The 22786-nt window shown below is 65.7% G+C and carries 19 protein-coding genes; 11 read left to right on the top strand and 8 right to left on the bottom strand.

Annotated features, from left to right (window positions below; translation table 11 throughout):
- Position 1: 1 nt before the first annotated feature.
- Complete coding sequence (modA, locus tag ACN2C8_RS11430) at positions 2 to 757, bottom strand: molybdate ABC transporter substrate-binding protein (protein ID WP_419251865.1); 756 nt, start codon at positions 755 to 757, stop codon at positions 2 to 4.
- A 101-nt stretch (positions 758 to 858) separates the two neighbouring features.
- Here modA and ACN2C8_RS11425 point away from each other — a divergent pair, with 101 nt between their 5' ends.
- Positions 859 to 1659 carry a TOBE domain-containing protein gene (locus ACN2C8_RS11425; protein ID WP_419251864.1) on the top strand — a complete coding sequence of 267 codons (801 nt, stop codon included), beginning with the start codon at positions 859 to 861 and terminating at the stop codon, positions 1657 to 1659.
- Positions 1660 to 1674: 15 nt separating this feature from the next.
- On the opposite strand, the gene ACN2C8_RS11420 is transcribed toward ACN2C8_RS11425, so the two are convergent.
- The 4 genes from ACN2C8_RS11420 to ACN2C8_RS11405 are packed head-to-tail and all read right to left on the bottom strand — an operon-like array spanning position 1675 to position 7660.
- Positions 1675 to 2829, bottom strand: coding sequence for a hybrid sensor histidine kinase/response regulator (locus ACN2C8_RS11420; protein WP_419251863.1), 1155 nt, complete (start codon positions 2827 to 2829; stop codon positions 1675 to 1677).
- Entirely contained in the window at positions 2826 to 3404 is a 579-nt protein-coding gene (locus ACN2C8_RS11415; protein WP_419251862.1) for a chemotaxis protein CheB, read from the bottom strand. The genes ACN2C8_RS11420 and ACN2C8_RS11415 overlap by 4 nt, the downstream gene beginning before the upstream one ends.
- A complete protein-coding gene (locus ACN2C8_RS11410; RefSeq protein WP_419251861.1) occupies positions 3401 to 4222 on the bottom strand; it encodes a CheR family methyltransferase in 822 nt (273 codons plus the stop codon). The genes ACN2C8_RS11415 and ACN2C8_RS11410 overlap by 4 nt, the downstream gene beginning before the upstream one ends.
- Before the next feature lie 9 nt (positions 4223 to 4231).
- Positions 4232 to 7660, bottom strand: a complete 3429-nt coding sequence (locus ACN2C8_RS11405) for a response regulator (protein WP_419251860.1) — start codon at positions 7658 to 7660, stop codon at positions 4232 to 4234.
- 414 nt (positions 7661 to 8074) lie between these two features.
- On the opposite strand from ACN2C8_RS11405, the gene ACN2C8_RS11400 reads away from it, so the two are divergent.
- The 4 genes from ACN2C8_RS11400 to ACN2C8_RS11385 are packed head-to-tail and all read left to right on the top strand — an operon-like array spanning position 8075 to position 14244.
- Positions 8075 to 8518, top strand: a complete 444-nt coding sequence (locus tag ACN2C8_RS11400) for a hypothetical protein (protein WP_419251859.1) — start codon at positions 8075 to 8077, stop codon at positions 8516 to 8518.
- Positions 8519 to 8563: 45 nt separating this feature from the next.
- Entirely contained in the window at positions 8564 to 9832 is a 1269-nt protein-coding gene (locus tag ACN2C8_RS11395) for a TolC family protein (protein WP_419251858.1), read from the top strand.
- Positions 9829 to 11091 carry an efflux RND transporter periplasmic adaptor subunit gene (locus ACN2C8_RS11390; RefSeq protein WP_419251857.1) on the top strand — a complete coding sequence of 421 codons (1263 nt, stop codon included), beginning with the start codon at positions 9829 to 9831 and terminating at the stop codon, positions 11089 to 11091. The genes ACN2C8_RS11395 and ACN2C8_RS11390 overlap by 4 nt, the downstream gene beginning before the upstream one ends.
- Before the next feature lie 12 nt (positions 11092 to 11103).
- Positions 11104 to 14244: an efflux RND transporter permease subunit gene (locus ACN2C8_RS11385; protein WP_419251856.1), complete on the top strand. Its 3141-nt coding sequence runs from the start codon at positions 11104 to 11106 to the stop codon at positions 14242 to 14244.
- A 30-nt stretch (positions 14245 to 14274) separates the two neighbouring features.
- Here the strand turns inward: ACN2C8_RS11385 and arsH are convergent, their stop codons facing one another.
- Positions 14275 to 15021, bottom strand: coding sequence for an arsenical resistance protein ArsH (gene arsH / locus ACN2C8_RS11380; protein WP_419251855.1), 747 nt, complete (start codon positions 15019 to 15021; stop codon positions 14275 to 14277).
- 59 nt (positions 15022 to 15080) lie between these two features.
- On the opposite strand from arsH, the gene ACN2C8_RS11375 reads away from it, so the two are divergent.
- The 4 genes from ACN2C8_RS11375 to ACN2C8_RS11360 are packed head-to-tail and all read left to right on the top strand — an operon-like array spanning position 15081 to position 17725.
- A complete protein-coding gene (locus ACN2C8_RS11375; RefSeq protein ID WP_419251854.1) occupies positions 15081 to 15452 on the top strand; it encodes an ArsR/SmtB family transcription factor in 372 nt (123 codons plus the stop codon).
- The gene (locus ACN2C8_RS11370; RefSeq protein WP_419251853.1) at positions 15449 to 15985 is read left to right on the top strand and encodes an arsenate reductase ArsC; all 537 of its coding nucleotides are present in this window, start codon (positions 15449 to 15451) and stop codon (positions 15983 to 15985) included. Before ACN2C8_RS11375 ends, ACN2C8_RS11370 begins: the two co-directional genes overlap by 4 nt.
- A 40-nt stretch (positions 15986 to 16025) precedes the next feature.
- Complete coding sequence (gene arsC / locus ACN2C8_RS11365) at positions 16026 to 16439, top strand: arsenate reductase (glutaredoxin) (protein ID WP_419251852.1); 414 nt, start codon at positions 16026 to 16028, stop codon at positions 16437 to 16439.
- A complete protein-coding gene (locus ACN2C8_RS11360) occupies positions 16436 to 17725 on the top strand; it encodes an arsenic transporter (RefSeq protein ID WP_419251851.1) in 1290 nt (429 codons plus the stop codon). The genes arsC and ACN2C8_RS11360 overlap by 4 nt, the downstream gene beginning before the upstream one ends.
- A 216-nt stretch (positions 17726 to 17941) precedes the next feature.
- On the opposite strand, the gene ACN2C8_RS11355 is transcribed toward ACN2C8_RS11360, so the two are convergent.
- Both ACN2C8_RS11355 and ACN2C8_RS11350 read right to left on the bottom strand, forming a co-directional pair.
- Positions 17942 to 18844 (bottom strand): hypothetical protein, encoded by a 903-nt coding sequence (locus ACN2C8_RS11355; protein WP_419251850.1) that lies wholly within the window; start codon positions 18842 to 18844, stop codon positions 17942 to 17944.
- Between the two features lie 484 nt (positions 18845 to 19328).
- The gene (locus tag ACN2C8_RS11350; protein WP_419251849.1) at positions 19329 to 19646 is read right to left on the bottom strand and encodes a hypothetical protein; all 318 of its coding nucleotides are present in this window, start codon (positions 19644 to 19646) and stop codon (positions 19329 to 19331) included.
- 360 nt (positions 19647 to 20006) lie between these two features.
- Between ACN2C8_RS11350 and ACN2C8_RS11345 the strand changes: the two genes are divergently transcribed.
- Both ACN2C8_RS11345 and ACN2C8_RS11340 read left to right on the top strand, forming a co-directional pair.
- Complete coding sequence (locus ACN2C8_RS11345) at positions 20007 to 21140, top strand: hypothetical protein (protein ID WP_419251848.1); 1134 nt, start codon at positions 20007 to 20009, stop codon at positions 21138 to 21140.
- Positions 21127 to 22749 (top strand): EAL domain-containing protein, encoded by a 1623-nt coding sequence (locus ACN2C8_RS11340; RefSeq protein ID WP_419251847.1) that lies wholly within the window; start codon positions 21127 to 21129, stop codon positions 22747 to 22749. Before ACN2C8_RS11345 ends, ACN2C8_RS11340 begins: the two co-directional genes overlap by 14 nt.
- Positions 22750 to 22786: the final 37 nt, after the last annotated feature.

Below are 22786 nucleotides of genomic sequence, written 5' to 3'. Positions count from 1 at the left end.
GTCAGCGAACCTCGTAGCCGTAGCGGCGGATGATGGCCTTGGCCTCGGCGCCCTTCAGGAACTGAAGGAAGGCCTTGGCAGCGGGATTGCCGGCGCCGGTCTTCAGCAGCACCGCCTGCTGGTCGATGGGCGTGTGGTTGGCGGGCGGCACGATCCAGCGCGAGCCACCGGGCTGGTTGACCACCTGTGACAGGGCCACAAAGCCCAGCTCCGCTGCGCCGGTCTGTACGTACTGGTAGGTCTGGGTGATCGAGGATCCCGTGACGACCTTCGGCTTCAGACCGTCATAGAGCTTCAGCCTGGTCAGGGTCTCGACGGCGGCCAGTCCGTAGGGCGCGGACTTGGGGTCGGCGATGGCCAGCTTTTCGAACTTTCCCCTGGCCAGAACCGCGCCCCGGCCGTCGACCAGGCCCGGCGTCGTGCTCCAGAGGACCAGACGGCCTGTGGCATAGGTGAAGCGCGTGCCGGCCACGGCCAGGCCCTCAGCTTCGGCCCGGGTCGGCCGTTCGGCGTCGGCCGACAGGAAGACCTCGAACGGCGCGCCGTTGGCGATCTGGGTGTAGAACTGGCCCGAGGCGCCAAAGCTCAGGATCGCCCTGTGGCCGGTCTTGGCCTCGAACTTCGCCGCGATCGCCTTGGCGGGTTCGGTGAAGTTGGCGGCGACGGCCACCCGGGTCTCGTCGGCCATGGCCGAGCCGCCGGCCAGCAGCGCCAGACCGGCGGCGAGGACGATCATCAGGGGGCGGCGAGCGAGCATGAGGGACCTCGGCGGGCTTGGTGTTGGCCACCCGACAGCGTTATGTAGCAAGACTGCATAACGCTGTCCCGTTTTCCGTTCAGGCCTGATCAGGAGCGACCATGGCCATTGATGGCGAACTCAGCGCCTCGCTCGTCCTGCGCCGGGGCGCCCTGGCCCGGGTGGGGCTGGAGCGCGTCGCCCTGCTGGAGGCGGTCGGCGAGGCGGGTTCGATCACCGCCGCCGCCCAGCGGCTGGGCCTGAGCTACAAGGGCGCCTGGGACGCGATCCAGGCGCTCAACAACCTGTTCGAGGCCCCGCTGATCGCCGCCATCGCCGGCGGCCGGTCGGGCGGCGCGGCGACCATCACGCCGCGCGGCCATGCGGTGATCAAGGCCTTCCGCGAGGTGGAGCGCGAGATCGGCGCGGCCCTGGCGCGGCTGGAGGCCGGCCTGGCCTCCGCGCCCGAGCAGGGTCTGGGCGAGCTCTTCTGGAGCCTGGGGCTGCGCACCAGCGCCCGCAACGCCTTGCGCGGGAACGTGACGCGCATCGGGGCCGGGGCGGTGACCGTCGAGGTCGTGCTGTCGCTGGGCGACGGGGTCGAGATCGTCTCGGTCATCACCCGGCGCAGCGCCGAGGAGCTGGGTCTGACGGTCGGCAAGCCGGCCATCGCCCTGATCAAGTCCAGCTTTGTCAGGCTCGTGCGCGGTCGCGACGCGCTGGGCGGCGCCAATCGCCTGGCCGGCGCGGTCATCGATCGCGAGGATGGGGAAACGGCCAGCGAGATCAGCCTGAGCCTTTCGGCCGGCAAGACCCTGGTCGCGACCCTGCCGCGCACCGACGCCGACGCCCTGGGGCTGAGGCCCGGTGACGCAGTCGTCTTCACGGTCGAGCCCTCGGACGTCATCCTGGCCGTCGAATAGGATCGTGCGGGCGCCCTAGCCGGCCTCCAGGGCCTCGGCGGCGACGGAAATCCGGACGGTGAAGGTGCTGCCCAGATTCTGGCCGGCGCTTTCCACCTCGATGGATCCCTCGTGCAGCGCGACCAGTTGCTTGACCAGCGCCAGCCCGATTCCCAGGCCGCCCTGCGCCTTGGCCAGATGGTCCTCGACCTGGGCGAAGATCTCGAAGATGCGCGGCTGCATCTCGGGCGCGATGCCCACGCCGGTGTCCGTGACCTTGATCCGCGCCATGCCGTCGCTGACGGCTGCGGACAGAGACACCGTTCCGCCCGAGGGCGTGTATTTTGCGGCGTTGTTGAGCAGGTTGGACACCACCTGGGCCATCCGCGTGTGATCGACGTCCAGCCAGATGGGGTCCTCGGGGATCTCGGTCACGAACCGATGGCAGCCGGCGTCGAGATTGTGCTGGCTCGCCTCGATCGCCGACTGGAGGACCTCGCTGAGCGCGATCCGTTCCTTTTTCAGTGAAATCTTGCCCTGGCTGACCCGCGAAACGTCGAGTAGGTCGTCCACCAGGTGCGAGAGGTGGGTCAGCATCCGGTCCATGCGCAGGCGGATGTCCTGCGAGCGTTCCGGCGAAATGTCCTTGGCCAGCAGGTGAAGACCGCCGCTCAGGGCGGCCACGGGATTGCGCAGCTCATGGGCCAGCACGGCCAGGAAACTGTCCTTGTGGCGATCGGCCCGCCGCAGGGCCTGGGCGGCGGTCTCCAGTTCGTCGCGTTGCCGTTCGATCTCCTGGCGCTGCCGGTACAGATCGAAGAACACGGCGGCCTTGCTGCGCAGGATATCCGCCTCGATCGGCTTCTGGATGAAGTCGACGGCGCCGGCCTCGTAGCCGCGAAACCGGCGTTGCTTGTCGGCGGCGCCGGCGGTCACGAAGATGATCGGGATGTGTCGCGCGCGTTCGTTGCCGCGCATGAACTCGGCTAGTTCAAAGCCGTCCATGCCCGGCATCTGGACGTCAAGCAGCGCCAGCGCCACCTCATGCGTCAGGAGCAGCTCCAGCGCCTGTTCGCCCGAGCAGGCCTTGAGACAGGTCAGGCCTTCACGCTCAAGCAGGGCCTCCAGCGCGAGCAGGTTCTCTTCGAGATCGTCGACAAGCAGGACGTTGATCGGCTTTTCCGCGCTCATCGGGTGGCTCCCAAAGTCGACAGATAGGCTGCGATCGCATCCAGGGTCATGATCCTCGCGGAGGGGCAGGCTTCCAGCGCCGCCAGGGGCATGGCGGCCGCGTAGGCGCTGGCGGGGTCTTCCACGACGGCCAGCCCGCCGGCGTCCACAATTGCCCTGAGCCCTGCGGCCCCGTCATGATTGGCGCCCGTCAGCACCACGCCCACGAGTCCGGGCCCGTAGGTGTCGGCGGCGCTCTGGAACAGGACGTCTATGGACGGCCGCGAATGGTTCACGGGCTCGTCTTTCGACAGGGCCAGGCTTTCATCGGTCTCGACCAGCAGGTGATAGTTGGATGGCGCGAGATAGACTGCGCCGGGGGCGAGGACCTCCTTGTCTTCGGCCTCCTTGACCGCGATCTCGCAACTCGCCTGAAGAAGCGGCGCCAGTATGTTGGCGCGGTCCGGGGGCACGTGCACGACGACCAGCACGGGAAGGCCATAGTCAGCGGCCAGCGCGGGCAGGATGGTCTGTAGCGCCTGGACGGCCCCGGCCGACGCGCCGATCACCACCGCCTTGCGCGACACGCCGGTCATGGCTCGCGCCTCTGATAGATCTTTTCCTCGGGCGCAAAGTCGGTGAAGGCGGCGTGGGCGGAAAACCGCAGGCTCTCCTTGGAGCCCAGACCCAGGAAAGCCTTGCGCGCCAGCGAGTCGCGGAACAGGCCGATGGCCCGATCCTGCAGCGACCGGTCGAAATAGATCATCACGTTGCGGCACGAAATCAGGTGCATCTCGCCAAAGACGGCGTCGGTCACGAGGCTGTGGTCGGAAAACACCACACGCTCGCGCAGCGCCTTGTCGAAGACGGCCCGCCCGTAGGCGGCGGTGTAATAGTCCGAAAGCGAGGACTTGCCGCCCGACTTCTGGTGATTTTCGGTGAACTTCCGAATCCGGTCCAGGGCGTAAACGCCGGCTTCGGCGGCGGTCAGCGCGTCGGGATTGATGTCGGTGGCGTAGAACAGGGTGCGGTCATACAGACCCTCTTCGCGAAAGAGGATGGCCAGCGAATAGAGCTCCTCGCCGGCGCTGCAGCCGGCGATCCACACCTTCAGGGACGGATAGGTGCGCAGGTGGGGCAGCACCTTCTCCCGCAGCGCCCGGAAGTAGGACGGGTCGCGGAACATTTCGCTGACCTGCACCGTCAGAAAGCCCAGCAGGCGAGGCAGGATCGCAGGATCGTGCAGGACGCGATCCTGCAGCGCCGAGATGCTGCCAAAGCCCATCTGGTCGCGCGCCTGGATCAGCCGCCGCTTGATCGACGCGCGGGCATAGTGGCGAAAGTCATAGTGGTAGCGCTGGTAGAGCGCTTCCAGCAGCAGCTGGATCTCCAGGTCGAGAATGGCGTCAGGCACGGATCACGCTCATCGCGGCATCCAGACTCTGACGAGGGACAGAAGCTTGTCCACGTCGATCGGCTTGGCCATGTAGTCGTTGGCGCCGGCGGCGATACAGCGCTCCTGATCATCGGGCATGGCCTTGGCGGTCAGCATCAGGATCGGCAGCTTGCTCCAGCGGGGATCGCTGCGGATCTGCCGGGTCGCTGTCAGTCCATCCATGACCGGCATCATCACGTCCATCAGCACCAGATCGATGGCGTGGGCGGCATCTGCGCCCGACCGATCCAGGATCTCGATCGCCTCCTGGCCGTTGCGGGCGATTTCGACGATCCCGCCGCGGGGCTCGAGCACATTGGTCAGTGCGTAGACGTTGCGAATGTCGTCCTCGACGATGAGGACGCGGCGTCCCTCCAGGACGGCGTCGCGGTTACGCGCCTTCTGGATCATCTTCTGCTGCTCGGGTGGCAGGTTCGAGACCACCTGGTGCAGGAAGAGCGAAACCTCGTCGAGCAGGCGCTCGGGCGACTTTGCGCCCTTGATGATGATCGAGCTGGAATAGCGGCGCAGCCGCTGCTCGTCGTCCGCCGACAGATCATGGCCAGTGTAGACAATCACCGGCGGGAAAGCGTGGTTGCCGTCCTGGCTGAGGGTTTCCAGAAGCGAGAACCCCGAGGCGTCTGGCAGGGACAGATCCAGCACCATGCAGTCGAAGGTCTGCTGGCTGAGCTGCTCCAGGCATTCGGCGGCCGTGCCGACGCCGACGGTTTCGACCTCGCCCGATGACAGCAGCCTGCTGACGGCGTCGAGCTGGACCGGGTCGTCCTCGACGATCAGCACGCGCCTGATCGTACTGGTCAGCTTCGACTGCAGCATCTCAAGCATCTGGGCCAGCGCCTCGCGGTCCACGGGCTTCACGAGGTGTCCGATCGCGCCGAGTGACAGGGCCGTCTGGCTATGGTCGCCGGCGGAGATGACGTGGATCGGGATGTGGCGGGTCGCGTCATCGCGCTTGAGGCGATCCAGGACCAGCAGGCCGGATTCATCGGGCAGGCCCACGTCGAGCACGACGGCGCTGGGCTTGAAGCGCCTGGCCAGCTTCAAGGCCTCCTCGGCGGTTTCAGCCACCAGGCACTGGAACCCCAGTTCGCGTGAGAGGTCGCGCACAATGCTGGCGAACTTGTCGTCGTCCTCGACCACCAGCAGCAGGCGGCGGGCGCCGACCAGTTGGTCGCGATCGTCATCGACGGTGTGGGCCAGCGGCTTTGAACGCTTGGCGCGCTGAGGCGCAGGCGGGGAAGCCCCTTCGGCGCTGATCGGCTGTTCGCGCGGTCCCACCCCCGCAGGGTCGTAGGCGCGGGGTATGGTGATGGTGAAGGTGCTGCCCTGACCGGCCTGGCTTTCGAGGGTGATCGCGCCGCCCAGGAGGCGTGCGAGTTCCCGCGAGATCGACAGACCCAGACCCGTTCCACCGTACTTGCGGCTGATGGTGCCGTCAGCCTGGCGGAAAGCCTCGAAAATGCTCTGCTGCTGCTCGGGTGAAACGCCGATACCGGTGTCGCTTACCGCGAAGGCGATGCTGTCTGAGCCGGACGGCGCTATGGCCAGCCTGACCTGGCCGGCCTGTGTGAACTTGAAGGCGTTCGAGAGCAGGTTCTTGAGGATCTGCTCCAGGCGCTGGCGATCGGTCTCGATGATCGAGGGACAATCGTCGGGAATCTGGATCTGGAACTCCAGCTTGCGCTCGCCGGCAACCGGCTCAAACAGCTGGCGCAGATCCTCAACCAGTCTGGATATCGCGACGTTTTCCGGCCTCACCTCGATATGGCCCGCCTCGATCTTCGACAGATCCAGGATGTCGTTGATCAGCACCAGCAGGTCATTGCCCGACGAGCCAATGGTCTGGGCGAACTTCACCTGCTGGCTGGAAAGGTTGCCGTCGCGATTGTCGCTGAGCAGCTTGGAGAGGATCAGGAGGGAGTTCAGCGGCGTGCGCAGTTCGTGCGACATGTTGGCCAGGAAGTCGGACTTGTACTGGCTGGCCTGCGCCAGTTCGCGGGCCTTCAAGGCGACAGCCGCGCTGGTTCTTTCCAGGTCGTCGCGCTGGGCCTCCAGTGTATGGGCCTGCTCTTCCAGCTGGCTATTGGTCTGTTCCAGCTCGGCCTGTTGCTGCTCAAGCCGGGTTTGCGACCCCTTGAGCGCGCGCCCCTGTTCCTCGAGCTCCTCGTTGGAGACCCGCAGCTCCTCGCTCTGGGCCTGCAGCTCTTCAGCCTGGCGCTGGGTTTCCTCGAGGACGGCCTGCAGTTCGGCGCGATAGCGCGCTGATCGCAGGGCGATGCCTATGGACACCGAGGCCTGATCCAGAAGTTCGATCGCCAGGTCGTGGACGGGATGCAGGAAGCCCAGCTCGATAACGGCGTTGACGATTCCATCGGCATGGGCGGGCACCAGGACCAGATGTCTGGGATTGTCGCGGCCCAGCGCCGAGCCGATGGTCAGGTACCCGTCGGGAACGTCGCGGACGATCATCGCTCGCCCGTCGGCCGCGACCTTGCCAAGCAGACCCTCCCTGACGTTGAAGCGGAGCGGCACATCGGCGTCGGCCGGAATCCCGAGGGTCGCGGCGCGATAGAAATGGCCCGCTTCGCCCTTGAACAACGCGCCGGCCTGGGCGCCCAGATACTGCGACAGGAAGCTGAGGATGCTGTCGCCCAGGGCCTCGACGGACTGCTCGCCCATCATCGCGTCCGAAAGGCCGACCTGACCCGATTGCAGCCATTGCTGGCGCGCGCGGTCGCGCAGGCTTCGACGGGTCAGGACGGCGACGGCGGCTGTGAGGGCAGCCCCCAGCAGGCCCGACAGCACCCCGCTGATCTGCGCCGTCGTGTAGGCCGCCTCCATCTCGGCCACGCGGCTCTCGCGCAATCGGTTCTCTTCCCGCCGCATCACCTCCATCTGATTGCGGATGGCGTCCGTCGCGACCCTGCCGCGGCTGTTCATGGCCACCGAGAGCGCGGCTCCGAGGCCCTTCTCGCGGCGGATCGAGATGGTTTCCTCAAGCTCGGCCAGCTTGGCGTCTATGCGGCGACGAAGAGACCGCAGATTGCTCGTCTGGATGGGGTTGTCCCGAGTGAGCACTGCCGCGGTGTCGAGGCGCGAGGCGACGTTGGATACCGCGCTCCGATAGGGCTCGAGATACTGATTGTTGCCGGTCAACAGATAGCCGCGTTGACCCGTTTCGGCGTCCTGGGTTGTCGAGAGAAGCTCATCGAGCGCGACCAACACCGAGTGCGTGTGGCGGATCTCCGCGCTGCTGCTCCGCAGAACCTCGATGTTGCGATAGGCGATGACCCCGCTGACGAGAAAGAAGACGAGCACAAGCGCCAGTCCCAGCGTCGTCCAGGCTTCCACCCTTGAGCGGGAGGAGGGCGCGCCGGGCTGTTGTTTCAGCGACATGGAAATCTCAAGGTCAGGGTTGTTCAATCGCCCCGGCAGGGGCGAAGACGACGAGAGGCGGGGCTTTCAGGTCTCAGCGACCGAACGGCGCGTGCGCGTCACGGTGGCGTTGCGCTGGGGCGCACAGGTCCGGGAACCACAAGGATGAGGGGGCGCCGCACGACGAACGGCCTGCCTCAGCGACAGGCTGAGACCAGAAATACTCTAAAGCCACCCGATAGCTCCCCGGCCGCGCACCCCTTCACGCAAGCCTCTAACGGCCAGCGACGGCAGAGGTTCCACGCAATCGCAAATTGGCTTGCGCTGTCTGGCCAGACTGACGCTTTGCGCCTCGCCGCGGCAGGGTGACTCATTGATCTTGGTGAAGCTTGCGACGATGATACCGCCGCATCTGCGGCCCATCCCGAGAGATTCTTGATTCAGCTCCTGTCCTCCCGGCTCGGCAAAGGTGTGGCGGTGCTGGCCGTGATGCTGATCGCCATGCTGGTGGTTCAGACCCCCGTGGCCATGGTGGACCGTGCGCTGCACGCCAGCGGTCAGGTGCATGCAGCCAACGCCTTCGCTGGACCGCTCGCCGCCGACCTTGCCGATCACGATCACGATCACGATCACGATCACGATCATGATGCTGCGGCCGGCGCCGAGGTCGAAACCGATGATCGCGACCCCTCACCCTCGCAGGGCGCGCACCACCACCATGACGGCGCCTCGCTTCTGGGCCTGGCGGTCGCCATGACGGTCGCCAGTCCCTGGGGCTCGACGCTCGAATCCTGGTCGGGCCAGGACACCTCGCTCGACAGCGCCGAGCCCGCTCCGCAGAAACGTCCGCCAAAAGCCCGCCTCGAACACATCGCCTGATCGACGCGGCCCTCGGCCGCGCCCGCTTTCGTTCGAGAGATTCCCATGCCCCATTTCGACCATGGCCGCGCCACGCGGTCCTGGCTGCTCGCGTCGGCGTTCGCCGTTGCGCTGCCCCTTGCCGCCCAGGCTGAAACCCTGGGATTGCCCCAGGCCCTGGCCCGCGCCGCCCAGTCCGATCCCACCCGTCCCGCCGTCGAGGCGCGCCTCAAGGCCGCCGATGCGGGCGCCCGGCAGGCCGGCGTTCGCCAGAACCCCGTCGTCGGCGTCGAGCTGGAAGACCTGACGGGAACCGGTCCCTATTCGATGATCGATCGCGCCCAGGCGACGGTCTATTACCAGCAGAGCGTGGATCGCGGCGGCAAGCGCCAGGCCCGCACCGCCCTGGCCCGCACCGAGATCGATTTGGTTCGCCTTCGCTATCAGGTCCAGGTGCTGGACCTGTTCCAGACGGTAGAGCTGGCCTGGGTCGAGGCCCTGGTCGCCGAGGCGCAGGTTAGTCTGGCGCGCACGCGGCTGGACATCGCCCAGCGCGCCCAGGGCGAGGTGGACCGGCGCGTGAAGGTCGCCCGCGACCCGCTGTTCGCCGGGGCCCGCGCTGACACCCAGGTCGCCGAGGCCAGGATCGCCCTGTCGCAGGCCCAGATGGCCGCCGACACCGCGCGTCGAAGCCTGGCCAGCCATTGGGACGGCGACGGCGATTTCGACCTCGATCCAGCGGTGCTGGACGACACCTCCGTCGCCGATCAGGTCGCGGGCGAGGCGTCGGCCACGGACCTGGCGGTGCTCGACGCCGAGCGACAGGCCGCGACGGCGCGGGTTCGCCTGGAGGAGACCAAGGCTGTCCAGGATCCGACCTGGCGCGCCGGCCTGCGCTATCTGAACGAGGGGCGCGACATGGCGGTGCTGGTCGGCGGGTCGATCCCGCTGGCCCGCCATGACACCAATCGCGGCGCCATTGAGCGTGCGCAGGCTGAACGCACGGCGGCCGATGTCGACCTCGTCAGCGGCAAGGTTCTGCGCGAGCGGCGCATCGCCAGGCTGCAGGCCGGGCTGGCCGCGCGGGCCAGCGAAGCCCGTCGCATCGAGGCCGAGGTGCTGCCCGCCGCCGAACGGACCGTCGCCCTGGTTCGCGAGGGCTTCAATCGCGGCGGCTTCAGCTATCTCGACGTCATCGAGGCCCAGAAGGTGCTGATCGACGCCCGGAGCCGACGGCTTGACGCCCTGAAGGCCTTCCACACCGACCGCGCCCTGCTGGCCCGCCTGACCGGCCGCCACGCCGCCCTCATTCCCGCCTCGGAGACTGTCCGATGAACCGTCCCTACACCCGGCGCGCCAGCGTGCGCCTTGCCCTGCTGATGGCTTCCTCCCTTGTGCTGGCGGCCTGCGGCGACGGCGCCAAGCCCGCCGCCGAGACCGAAGGCCACGCCGCCAAGGCCGGCGATTATGAGCGCGGTCCCCATCGCGGTCGTATGTTGCGCCACGGCGATCTGGCCATCGAGATCACCATCTTCGAAGACGGCGTCGACCCGGAATTCCACGTCTATGCCTATCGCAAGGACAAGCCCGTCGATCCACGGCAGGTCCAGCTGTCGGTCGAGCTGACCCGCCTGGGCGGCAAGGTCGACCGGTTCAGTTTCGCGCCGCAGGAGGACTATCTGCGCGGCGCCGGTGTGGTGACGGAGCCGCACTCTTTCGACGTCAAGATCCGGGCCAGCCAGGGCGGCGACAGCCATCAGTGGACCTATCCGTCCTATGAAGGCCGCACGACGATCAGCGCTGATGCCGCCAAGGCGGGCGGCGTGAAAACCGAGATGGCCGGCGGCGCAGATATCGCCGAGCTGGTCGACATGGCCGGTCGCGTCGAGATCACGCCCGAGGGCAAGGGCGAGGTTCGCGCCTGGTATCCGGGCCGGGTGATGGCCTTGCGCGGCGAGCTTGGAAGTCAGGTCCGCAAGGGGCAGCTGCTGGCGCGCGTGGAGTCCAGTGAGAGCCTTCAGACCTATTCGATTTTCGCGCCGATCAGCGGGATCATCGTCGAGAAGAACCTCAATGTCGGCGACGTGGCCGGCGAGCGGGCGATCTTCGTGATCGCCGATCCCACCAAGCTGCACGCCGAGTTCTTCGTCTATCCGCGCGACGCCGAGCGGGTGCGGGTCGGCCAACCGGTCGAGGTGCGCAGCCTGTCGGGCGACACCCGGCTGATGGCGCGGGTCGAGGCGGTTCTGCCGACCGCCGACCTGGCCAGCCAGACCCTGATGGCCCACGTCCATCTGCCCGAGGGCTCCGCCGCGTTCCGGCCGGGCATGGGCGTCGAAGGCTCGTTCCAGGTCGCCTCCCGCCGCGTTCCGCTGGCGGTGCGCACCCGGGCCCTGCAGCGGTTCCGCGACTTCACCGTCGTCTTCGCCAGGGTGGGCGACACCTATGAGGTGCGGATGCTGGAGCTGGGTCGCCAGACGCTCGAATGGACCGAGGTCCTGGGCGGGCTTGAACCCGGAACCGAATATGTCGCCGACGGCGCCTTCCTGATCCGCGCGGACATCGAAAAGTCCGGCGCGAGCCACGACCACTAGGAGCGCGCAACCATGCTTGAACGCATCATCGCGCTGTCGATCCGCTATCGCTGGATCGTCCTGGCGCTCGTCCTCGCCTCGGCGGTCCTGGGCGTCTGGAGTTTCCAGCGCCTGCCGATCGACGCCACCCCCGACATCACCAACGTCCAGGTGCAGATCAACACCGAGGCGGCGGGCTTCTCGCCGCTGGAGGCCGAACAGCGGATCACCTTCCCGGTCGAGACCGCCATCGCCGGTCTGCCGGGCTTGGACTACACCCGCTCGGTCTCCCGCTACGGCCTCAGCCAGGTCACCGTCGTCTTCAAGGACGGGACCGACATCTATTTCGCCCGCCAGCTGGTCAATGAACGGCTGCAGGCCGCCCGCGCCCAGCTGCCCCCCAGCCTGACGCCCGAGCTTGGCCCGATCTCCACGGGCCTGGGCGAGATCTTCATGTACACGGTCGAGGCCAAGCCCGGCGCGCGCCGGCCTGACGGCAGGGCCTATACGCCCGAGGACCTGCGCACCCTTCAGGACTGGGTGATCCGGCCCCAGTTGCGCAACACGCCCGGCGTCACCGAGGTCAACACCATCGGCGGCTTCGAGCGGCAGTATCACGTCACCCCTCTGCCGGAACGGCTGTCGGCCTATGGCCTGACCATGGCTGACGTCACCGACGCCCTGGCCAAGAACAACAGCAATGTCGGGGCCGGCTACATCGAGCGCTACGGCGAGCAGTATCTGGTCCGCGTTCCCGGCCAGGCCAGCGGCGTCGAGGACCTGCGCGGCACGATCATCGTCAATCGCGGCGGCGCGCCGATCCGCGTCGGCGACGTGGCCGATGTGGGTCTGGGCGAAGAACTTCGCACCGGCGCGGCGACCGAGAACGGCCAGGAGGTGGTGCTGGGCACCGTCTTCATGCTGGTCGGCGAGAACAGCCGCACCGTCGCCCGCGCCGCAGCGCTGCGCCTGGAACAGGCCGCCAAATCCCTGCCGGCCGGCGTCACGGCCACGCCGGTCTACGACCGCACCGAACTGGTCGATCGCGCCATCCGCACGGTCGAGACCAACCTGGTGGAAGGCGCGCTGCTGGTGATCGTCGTGCTGTTCCTGCTGCTGGGCAATATCCGGGCGGCGCTGATCACGGCGGCGATCATCCCGTTCTCGATGCTGCTGACCATCACCGGCATGGTCCAGAGCCGGGTGTCGGGCAATCTGATGAGCCTGGGCGCGCTGGACTTTGGCCTGATCGTCGACGGCGCCGTGATCATCGTCGAAAACTGCCTGCGCCGATTTGGCGAGGCGCAGCATCGTCTGGGTCGACTGCTGACCAGGGACGAACGCTTCGCCCTGACGGCCAGTGCGGCCGGCGAGGTGATCAGGCCGTCGCTGTTTGGCGTGCTGATCATCACCCTGGTCTATGTGCCGATCTTCGCCCTGACCGGGGTCGAGGGGAAGATGTTCCATCCGATGGCCATCACCGTGGTCATCGCCCTGACCGCCGCCCTGGTGCTGTCCCTGACCTTCGTGCCGGCCGCCGTGGCGATGTTCGTCACCGGCAAGGTCGAGGAGAAGGAAAGCCGCATCATGCGCGGGGCTCGCCAGCTCTACGAACCGGCTCTGGCCATGGCCTTGCGGCTGCGGGCGGCGTTCGTGGCCGGCGCCGTGGCGCTGGTGGTCGTCGCGGCCCTGGCGGCCAGCCGCATGGGCTCGGAGTTCGCCCCCAGTCTCGACGAGGGCGACATCGCCATGCACGCCCTGCGCATACCGGGCACCAGCCTCACCCAGGCCGTCCGGATGCAGGCGGCCCTGGAGGCGCGGATCAAGTCGTTGCCGGAGGTCGAGCGGGTGGTGAGCAAGATCGGCACCGCCGAGGTCGCCACCGACCCGATGCCGCCCTCGGTCGCCGATACCTTCATCATGCTGAAGGACCGCAAGGACTGGCCCGATCCGCGCAAGCCCAAGGCCACGCTGGTCGCCGAACTGGAGGCCGCCGTCGCCACCATTCCCGGCAACAACTACGAGTTCACCCAGCCGATCCAGATGCGCTTCAACGAACTGCTGTCGGGCGTTCGCGCCGACGTCGCCGTCAAGGTGTTCGGGGATGACCTCGACCAGCTGCGGACCATTGGCGAAAGCGTCGGGGCGGTGGTTGAAGGCATTGAGGGCGCCCAGGATGTGGGTGTCGAACAGGTGACCGGGCTGCCGGTCCTGCAGATCACGCCGGATCGCGCCGCCCTGGCCTTGCTGGGGCTGAACGTGCAGGACCTGCAGGAGGTGGTCGCCACCTCGATCGGCGGCGCGGTCGTCGGCCAGGTGTTCGAGGGTGACCGGCGCTTCGACGTCGTGGTCCGCCTGCCCGAGGCGATCCGGGGCGACCTGGAGGGCGTCCGTCGCCTGCGCGTGCCGTTGCCGGCGACGGGGGAGGGGCCCCGCGGGTTCGTGCCGCTGCAGGACGTGGCCAGGGTCGAGACGGTGATCGGCCCCAACCAGATCAGCCGCGAGGATGGCAAACGCCGCGTGGTCGTCACCGCCAATGTGCGGGGCCGGGACCTGGGCTCCTTCGTCGCCGAGGTGCAACAGAAGGTCGGCGCCGAGGTCGAGATCCCGACAGGCTACTGGATCAGCTATGGCGGCACGTTCGAGCAGCTGATCTCGGCGGCGAAACGGCTTCAGCTGGTCGTGCCCGCCGCCCTGCTGCTGATCTTCGGTCTGCTGTTTGCGCTGTTCCGGTCGGTCAAGGACGCCGCCATCGTCTTCTCCGGCGTGCCCCTGGCCCTGACCGGGGGCGTGGCGGCCCTGCTGCTCCGCGGCCTGCCGCTGTCGATCTCGGCGGGCGTCGGCTTCATCGCCCTGTCCGGCGTGGCCGTACTCAATGGCGTGGTCATGGTCAGCTTCATCCGGAGCCTTCTGGCCGAGGGGCGGCCGCTGGATGAAGCGATCAGCGAAGGCGCCCTGACGCGCCTCAGGCCCGTGCTGATGACCGCCCTGGTCGCCAGCCTGGGCTTCGTGCCGATGGCCTTCAATGTCGGGGCCGGCGCCGAGGTCCAGCGCCCGCTGGCGACGGTGGTGATCGGCGGGATCATCTCCTCGACCCTGCTGACCCTGCTGGTCCTGCCGGCGCTGTATCGCCTTGTCGGCGGTTCGCCGATTGGCCGGACGCGGGCCGGCTGAGGGCTGGTCGGTGGGGGAGGCGCAGCGGGCCTAGTCGCTTGCGCCTTCCAACGCCGGCTCATGGCTCATGGCCGCATTGCCGAGCTCAACCTGCTCGGCAATGCGGCCGCTGGCTTTGCGCTCGCTGTAGCGATCAACCAGGTAGTCGGCGTGGTCGCGGGTGAGCAGGGTGAACTTCACCAGCTCCTCCATCACATCCACAACGCGGTCGTAATAGGCCGACGGCTTCATGCGGTCGTTGCTGTCGAACTCCTGGAAGGCCATCGCTACCGACGACTGGTTGGGAATGGTGATCATCCGCATCCAGCGTCCCAGCAGGCGCAGGCTGTTGACGGCGTTGAACGACTGCGAACCGCCGCTGACCTGCATCACCGCCAGGGTCCGGCCCTGGGTCGGGCGGACACTCCCGATCTCCAGCGGGATCCAGTCGATCTGGGCCTTGATGATCCCGGTGATCGCGCCATGCCGCTCGGGACTGCACCACACCTGCCCCTCGGACCACAGGGACAGGGCCCGCAGCTCCTGGACCTTCGGGTGGTCGGGCCCTGTGGCGTCGGGCAGCGGCAGGTCGCGGGGGTCGAAGATTTTTGTCTCGCACCCCAGCATCTGCAGAATGCGCGCCGCCTCCTCGACCAGCAGCCGGCTGAACGAGCGCTCGCGCAGCGACCCGTAGAGCAGCAGGATACGGGGCGGATGGGTCGCGGGTGACCGGCTCTCGAGTTGGCCCTGGGTCGGCGCCGTGAGAAATTGCGGCTGGAGCGCGGGCAGGTCGGTCATGATTTCCATAGTCCTCGAAGCGTCTTGGCGTCGTCACATATTTCTACTAACTTGGAAATATGGAATCGAAAGCCGCTGTCGCAAGTCTCTCCGCGCTGGGCCACGAAGGTCGGTTGGCCATTTTCCGCCTGCTTGTCAAAGCCGGCGGTCAGGGCGTTCCGGCCGGCGAGATCGCTCGCCGGCTCGAGATGCTGCCCAATTCTCTGTCGGCCAATCTCAATGTGCTCAGCCATGCCGGACTGATCGTTTCGCGCCGCGAGGGCCGCTCGATCATCTATTCGGCCGCCTACGGGGCGATGAGCGGTCTGCTGGGCTTCCTGATGGAAGACTGCTGCGGCGGTAATCCCGAGATCTGCGCGCCCTTGAACGAGATCCTCGCCCGGGCCGCCGACTGCGATGGAACCTGCCTTGTCGAATTGGAGACAGCATGACCGATCCACAGTCTAACCTGAAGCACGTCCTGTTTCTCTGCACCCACAACTCGGCGCGCTCGGTGCTGGCAGAGTCGATCATGAACCGCGTCGGGGCGGGCCGGTTCAAGGCCTATTCGGCCGGCTCGATGCCCAGTGGCCGGATCAACCCGCACGCCATCCATCTGCTCCAGCACCTCAACCACCCGACCGATCACCTGCGCTCCAAGGCCTGGGACGAGTTCTCCAAGGCCGGCAATCCGGACGCGCCGGATCTCGATTTCGTGTTCACCGTCTGCGACAACGCCGCCGGCGAGGTCTGTCCGATCTGGCCGGGCCAGCCGATGAGCGCTCACTGGGGCATCCCCGATCCGTCGGCGGTCGAGGGAACCGAGGCCGAGGTCGCCCTGGCCTTCGCCGAGGCCTATCGTCAGCTCAACAGCCGCATCACGCTCTTCTGCGCCCTGCCCATGGCGTCCATCGACAGGCTGTCGCTGCAGCGCCGGCTCGACGAGATCGGCAAGTCCTTCGCCCCCGACGAACCCGCCGCCTGAGGGGCGTCGCCCCGCTTTCTGTTTTCCTGACGAGTGACCCATGTCCGATACCGACTTCCCGATCGTGACCTTTCACAACCCCGCCTGCGGCACCTCGCGCAACGTCGTGTCGATGGCGCAGGCGGCCGGCTACACGCCCACGGTTGTTGAGTATCTCAAGGCCGGCTGGTCGCATGACCAGCTGCGTGAGCTGGCCGGGGAGGCGGGCCTGACGTTCCGCCAGCTGATGCGCGAAAAGGGCACGCCTGCCGCCGAGCTGGGCCTTCTGGCTGACAGCGCCACCGAGGACCAGATCCTCGACGCGATGGTCGCTCACCCTATTCTGGTCAATCGGCCGCTGGTGGTCACGCCCCGGGGCGTCAAGCTGTGCCGGCCGTCCGAAGTCGTGCTGGATCTGCTGGACCGCAAGCCGACCAGCTTCACCAAGGAAGACGGCGAGATCGTCGTCCTGTGATCCTCGCCCTGCTGATCTTCCTGCTCACCATCACCCTGGTCATCTGGCAGCCCCGGGGCCTCAGCATCGGCTGGAGCGCCACCCTGGGCGCCGGCCTGGCGCTGCTAACGGGCGTGGTCCACCCCGGCGACATCATCACGGTCTGGCACATCGTCTGGAACGCCACCGGCGCCTTCATCGCGGTGATCCTGATCAGCCTGCTGCTCGACGAGGCCGGCTTCTTTGAGTGGGCGGCCCTGCATGTGGCCCGCTGGGGCGGCGGCAAGGGGCGGCTGCTGTTCGCCGCGATCGTGCTGCTGGGCGCGGCGGTCTCGTCGCTGTTCGCCAATGACGGCGCGGCGCTGATCCTGACGCCGATCGTCATCGCCATGCTGATGGCGCTGGGTTTCAAGGACAAGGCGACCCTGGCCTTCGTGATGGCGGCCGGTTTCATCGCCGACATGGCCAGCCTGCCGCTGGTGGTGTCGAACCTGGTCAACATCGTCTCGGCCGACTTCTTCAAGATCGGCTTCAGCCGCTACGCCTCGGTGATGATCCCGGTCGACATCGCCGCCATCGCCGCCACCCTGACGGCGCTGATGCTCTATTTCCGGCGCGATATCCCCAAGACCTATGACGTCGGCCAGCTGAAGGCGCCGCGCGAGGCGATCAAGGATCCGGCGACCTTCAAGGCCGGCTGGGTGGTCCTGGTCCTGTTGCTGATCGGGTTCTTCGCTCTGGAGCCGCTGGGCGTGCCGGTCAGCGCCACCGCCGCCGTCGGCGCGCTGGTCCTGCTGGTCATCGCGGGCCGGGGCCATGTGATCAGCACCCGCAAGGTGCTCAAGGGCGCGCCCTGGCAGGTCGTGATCTTCTCGCTGGGCATGTATCTGGTGGTCTATGGCCTGCGCAATGCGGGCCTCACCGACCAGATCGCGGGACTGCTCAACTACTTCGCCCAGGGCGGCGTCTGGGGGGCGGCGTTCGGCACCGGCATCCTGACCGCCCTGCTGTCATCTGTGATGAACAACATGCCCACGGTCCTGGTCGGCGCCCTGTCGATCGACGCCAGCGGCGCGACCGGCGCGGTCAAGGAGGCGATGATCTACGCCAATGTGATCGGCAGCGACCTGGGCCCCAAGATCACCCCGATCGGCTCGCTGGCCACCCTGCTGTGGCTGCACGTGCTGCGCACCAAGGGGATCAGGATTTCCTGGGGCTATTATTTCAAGGTCGGGATCGTGCTGACCACGCCGATCCTGCTGATCACCCTGGCCGCCCTGGCGCTGCGGCTGACGCTGGCGCCCTAGGGCGACCGCGCGAGCCGTTCAGTCTGAAAAGGTGCGGGAAGTGAAGTCGGTCGGTCCCAAACCTTATGGGGTTTTGGGACCGATGGCGCCACTACAGGGGCTCAAGCCTCGGACCTCAGACCTCCCGAGGCTCGTGACCGACCTGCGCCAAACATCTTGTCTGTAAGGGGTTTCAGGGTCGCCGTTTAGAGGGCTCCCTGTTTTCCGCCCATGTCCTTAGCCGACCGCGCGTTGCATCATTGGAGCGTCGTCCTGAGGCCCCTCAAGTGCGATGCCGTCCTCAAAGTCCATAAGGATATCCATCAGATCACCGTAGCCCACCGCCATCGGCTTGGACCGGGGGAAGCGGTAGGACCAGAAACTGACAATGTGCTGGAGCGCGCCCAGGCGCTGGCCAAGCGACATGAACAGGTGGGGCGATTCGACCAGGAAATCGCGGAACACCACGGGTTTCCCATCGTTGGTCAGGGCGTGAAAGGCCCGGTCATACGCGGACAGCGTGGCTTGCACGGCGCGGATGCGAACGCGGATCGCGGCCACAATCCGCGCTCGCGCGAGCGGGATATAGGCAGCACTCTCGGCGTCGCGGACGCCGCGAGGCGTGACCGACACCATGCTCTTGATGGTCTGATCAACGCGCGGCATCACGTCGCTCAGCACCCACTTGTAGTAGAGAAATCCCCGCCAGGCGAAAATGCCATCCAGGAATTGCTGGTCCTCAAGTCTCAGAACCTCGCGCAGAGGGCCGAAGTCGACCTCAGGACGCGGCGAGAGCAGCTTGTCCACAAGCTTGCCGGAGGTCACTCCGGGCTGATCGCCGCCCGACAAGGCCGACAGGGCCTGAATGTCCATCTGGACAAATTTCTGCATGTTCAGGACGTCTGCGTCGGAGATGTTGAAATACTCCCGCGCCGGCTCGATTCCGAAGCGCCGGAGATATTCCCGCAGCAGGAACGGGTCGAGGGACGGCAGCTGGTCAATCTGGTCCAGAACGTTCCGGTCGCGAGCGCCCGGCCGCAGATCGGCGCCAAAGGCTTCCTCGGTCACCGCCTCGAAATCTTTCTGGCCAACGAAGAAGAAGTGGGCCCCGGCTCTGAGGTCGCCAGCGTCGATGGGCAAAAGAACTTTTGTCGCCGACCCGACGTGCGAGTCAAACATCTCAAGCTCATTGCCCCTCAGCTTGTGCTTGAGAATAATTGCCCGGTTCAGAACGCGATTTTTGAACAACGGCGCCTTTTCGAAGGCGGGTACGCCACAATGTCGCCGATGCACGTCGTACAGGTTCAAAACGCGCGCCGTCGATGAGGTCCTGGAAAGATTCGTCAGTCGTCTAATCGACCTGTCATTATCCAAAAGGCGTATCCAGGCTGGAGAAGATCATAAGAATGACCCCGATGACGGCTGGCCTTTGAGCCGCCGAGGTAAAGCCCCGGAAGAGCATACGGCCCACAGCGCTCGCCCTCGCGAAGCCAGCGGGCCAGTGCAGTCGCAGGTCACGGGCGCGCGATGGTTGCCGCAGCGCCCGGATCTCCAAGGCCAGAGGGAGAGATTCGCCAGACCTCAGGCGCCGTTCGTGACGGGTCCGGCCGGACGGCGAGGCGGTCTATGCGCTTTTGGAAAACACCGCTCCGGAAACGTAGGCGGGGTTGTTTCTGAGCCGGAGAAGTTCATCGGAAGGATACTGAAACAGAACGTCCCCATTGAGCCGGTCAACGGTTTTGTAGACGAAGGAACCGGTCGGTTTGTCCTGTTCAATCACCAGCCTTTGATTCTGGCCGTCGGCATGTGCCAAAGCCTTGCCGTCCGGCGCCGTCGTTGCCTGGGCAACCTTGGCATTGACCTCGACCACGGACATCGCTCGCCTGACAGCGGCATTGCCGCTCCAGTCAATAACCGCGCCGGCTTGAAGCGGTATCGACATCAGAAACCCCCTCTCGATAACATTCGGGGCTATTCGCACCCCGTTTCCAATGTGCAGCCTGTGTGGCGGCATGCTTAAGGGGTTAATCGCCAGCCGCACGCTTCTCAATTGGTTTTGTACCTATTCTGAGTAAAGCGCCGCCCGAAGGTCTGCCATTTTGAGACTTCGATCCCCAATCAATAGGTAATTTACCTTTTGTTAACTCGCGAAACCATCAACCGGTGCGACCGACTCATATTACTCATTATGGATACAATGCTTCTGTTAAGAATGGCAAGATTACGGGGCTCGTCTATTTTGTAAGCTTTACGGTAACACTATTCCAACTAGTCGATAACTCCAGTTTTTGGGGGTCGTCGCATGGAAAGAGACAGAACGGTCAGACGACTGACGCACATTCAGAAAACCGCTTCGACAACGCGGATTTTGAATCTTGCCAAAATCAGTCGAAGCCGATCTGGGTTGATTGCCAGTGATAAATCCCGCCTGTTTCGCAACAAGATACTAGAGAGCTCTGTTATTATTAAGCATCGGGTTCGTCCGCACGAAGTCGATATTTTTGAAGAGCCGCGATTTAATGCGACGAAGATTCTCGTACCTTTCGACGTTGATGATTTTCGCTTTGGCGCTCATTGTCTATTCGTCGGGCAGAAAAATTTTGATGCAGTCTCGGAGGACATGTTCGGAGATGACGTCAAATTCGGTAGATCGGACCGCAAGGTGCTTGATCTGATCGATGAACTGCCTTCGCTGGATCCTTTTCTGCTGCGCGAGCACCTTCGCAGAAGCGGTATTGAGCCTTCGCGAGACTACTTCTGCATTTCAGACGCCGACGTCGGGAAAATGCACAGCTATGTCAGTCAGCAGTTGGTGGGCCTCGTGCGCATGACCGGTGGCGGCGATGAGGCCACGGCGGTTGTCAACTCAGCAGACCGACTGGCAGAGAAATTGCTATCGTCGAGCCCTGACAAAAGCTTTGAGCCTCTGAAAAAGCTTCTTCGACTTAGCGAAAAAGAATATCAGGACGGCATATTCTGTTGGAGAGGTCTTCTTTACTACAAGTGGGTTTTGCACGACACCTATCCAAGCCTGGGATCTGTTCTCAGAGAGATCAAGGCGATTGCGCCCCTCGGGCGACGCGATGCGGCCAGCGACGCCTATATCGCCGAGGCGAAATTGCGCATCGAAGGCGCCATTCGCACGTCCATTGAACGCATTCGAAATGTCATCCTTCGATACGATGACGCCTATGGCTTGCTCGTCAACGAGGGCCAGTCAGCCGCCTTTCGTCAATTCCTGATCTCTGCACCCGATATATTCATGGATATTGGCGAGGAGATCGGCGCAATACAGCATGTCGTCAGTTACTGGACGTACTGGTCTCGAAATTCAAATCTTTCGAAAGTGAAGGCATCCGAACTGACGGATATTTTCATTGATTTCGAGGAGGGGCTGTCCTCCAGCCTGCACGGGAAGACCAATGCCTGGAGCTGATCTTGCCCAGCAGAGTGTGCGTCTCGTCGGCCTGGCGGTTGCCGGGGCCGATCTGGTCTTCGAGATCAGCGATGCTGGCAGCATTCTGTTCGCCTTGGGCGCCGCTGAACATCTGACGGGCTTCGATGATGACGCCCTGGTCGGCTGCGGCTGGAATGCGGTGCTTGACGATCAGGACGCAGCGATGATGGCGGCGATTGGCCCAACCGTCTCGCCCGGAGAGCGCCAGGGGCCCTTCCGGGTCAGGCTGAGATCTGCGCCCGGCTCCCGGCCAGCGCGCACGGCCAGCCTTTCGGTCTTTCGCCTGCCGCAGCGCGGGGCGAATCTGTCCTGCGCTCTGAGCGCCACCGCGCTCGACGCCGGCGCAGCCTCGGACGAACTTGCTGACCGGGACGGGTTTTGCGCGATCGCGTCGGACCTGATGCGGCAGGCCCGAAAGGACGGCCTGCCACTCAGGCTGGATCTTGTCGAACTGGAGGGTTACGGCGAGGCCATGGCGGCCCTGCCGACGGACATGGCCAATCTCCGACGCAAAATTGTCGGCCGAGTGCTGCAGGCCCAGGCGATCGCCGGCGGCGCCTCCGAAATCGCCGAAGGCCGTTTCGCCATACTCCGTGACGCCTCGGTCCCGCCCGGGCCTGTCGCCGAGCAGCTCGAGGCTGTCACCGGTATCAAGCCGGCCATTGCCGACCTCAAGGTCGACCTGGAGAACCCTGCCCAGGCCTTGAAGGCCATGCGCTACGCTCTGGACTGCTATATCGCCGAGGGCGCCGACGCCTCGGTCCGTGGCTTCGAAGCGACCTTGAACCGCGTGGTGCAGGATGCCGCCCGCTTCAGGACGCGGCTCGCCAACGACACGTTCCAGTTGGCTTTTCAGCCCATCGTCACCCTCGGCGGCGGCGTGCTGCACCACTTTGAAGCCCTGGCGCGCTTCGACCCCGATGTCAGCCCGGCGGACACCATCCGGATGGCCGAAGAGCTGGACATGATCGTCGACTTCGATCTGGCGGTGGTGCGCTGCGCCTGTCGTCACCTCGCAGCCCACCCCCATGTGAGCATTGCGGTGAATGTCAGCGGCGCCTCCTTGCTCGACGAGCGCTTCCTGTCGCCCTTCCTCAAGGCCACGTCGGGCGACCCTTCCCTGCGTGGGCGCTTGCTGATCGAGCTGACCGAAACCGCGGCCGTGCGTTGTCTTCAAGAGGCTGCCGCGACCCTGAAAGGCCTTCGGGACGCTGGCTTTCGCGTCTGTATCGATGATTTCGGCGCAGGCTCGGCATCGCTGGAATATCTGAGTGCGCTGGAGGTCGACATCGTCAAATTCGACGGTCGCTTCGTGCGAGACCTTGAGCGCGGGAGCCGCAATTACATTCTGCTCAAGCACCTGGCCGGTCTGTGCAAGGCCCTTGGGGCGGAAACCGTGGCCGAAATGGTCGAAACGCCCCCGATTGCCGCGCTACTGGCCGAGGTCGGGATCGAGTACGGCCAAGGCTGGTACTTTGGCATGCCCCTGACCCATCCCAACTGGGACGCGGGTCGGACCAGGCTGCCGCGCAGCGGTCCGGGTGAAGGGCGACCTCACCAGCCCCCCGTGGCGGCACGGGCGCGCTAAGGCCCAGGCGGGCCATCTACACCTGACGGAGCCGCCA

It is taken from the genome of Caulobacter sp. ErkDOM-C (assembly GCF_048541825.1).
Lineage (GTDB): Bacteria > Pseudomonadota > Alphaproteobacteria > Caulobacterales > Caulobacteraceae > Caulobacter.
The sequence above is the reverse complement of the archived record's forward strand: the minus strand, read 5'-3'. Positions and strand labels throughout refer to the sequence as shown.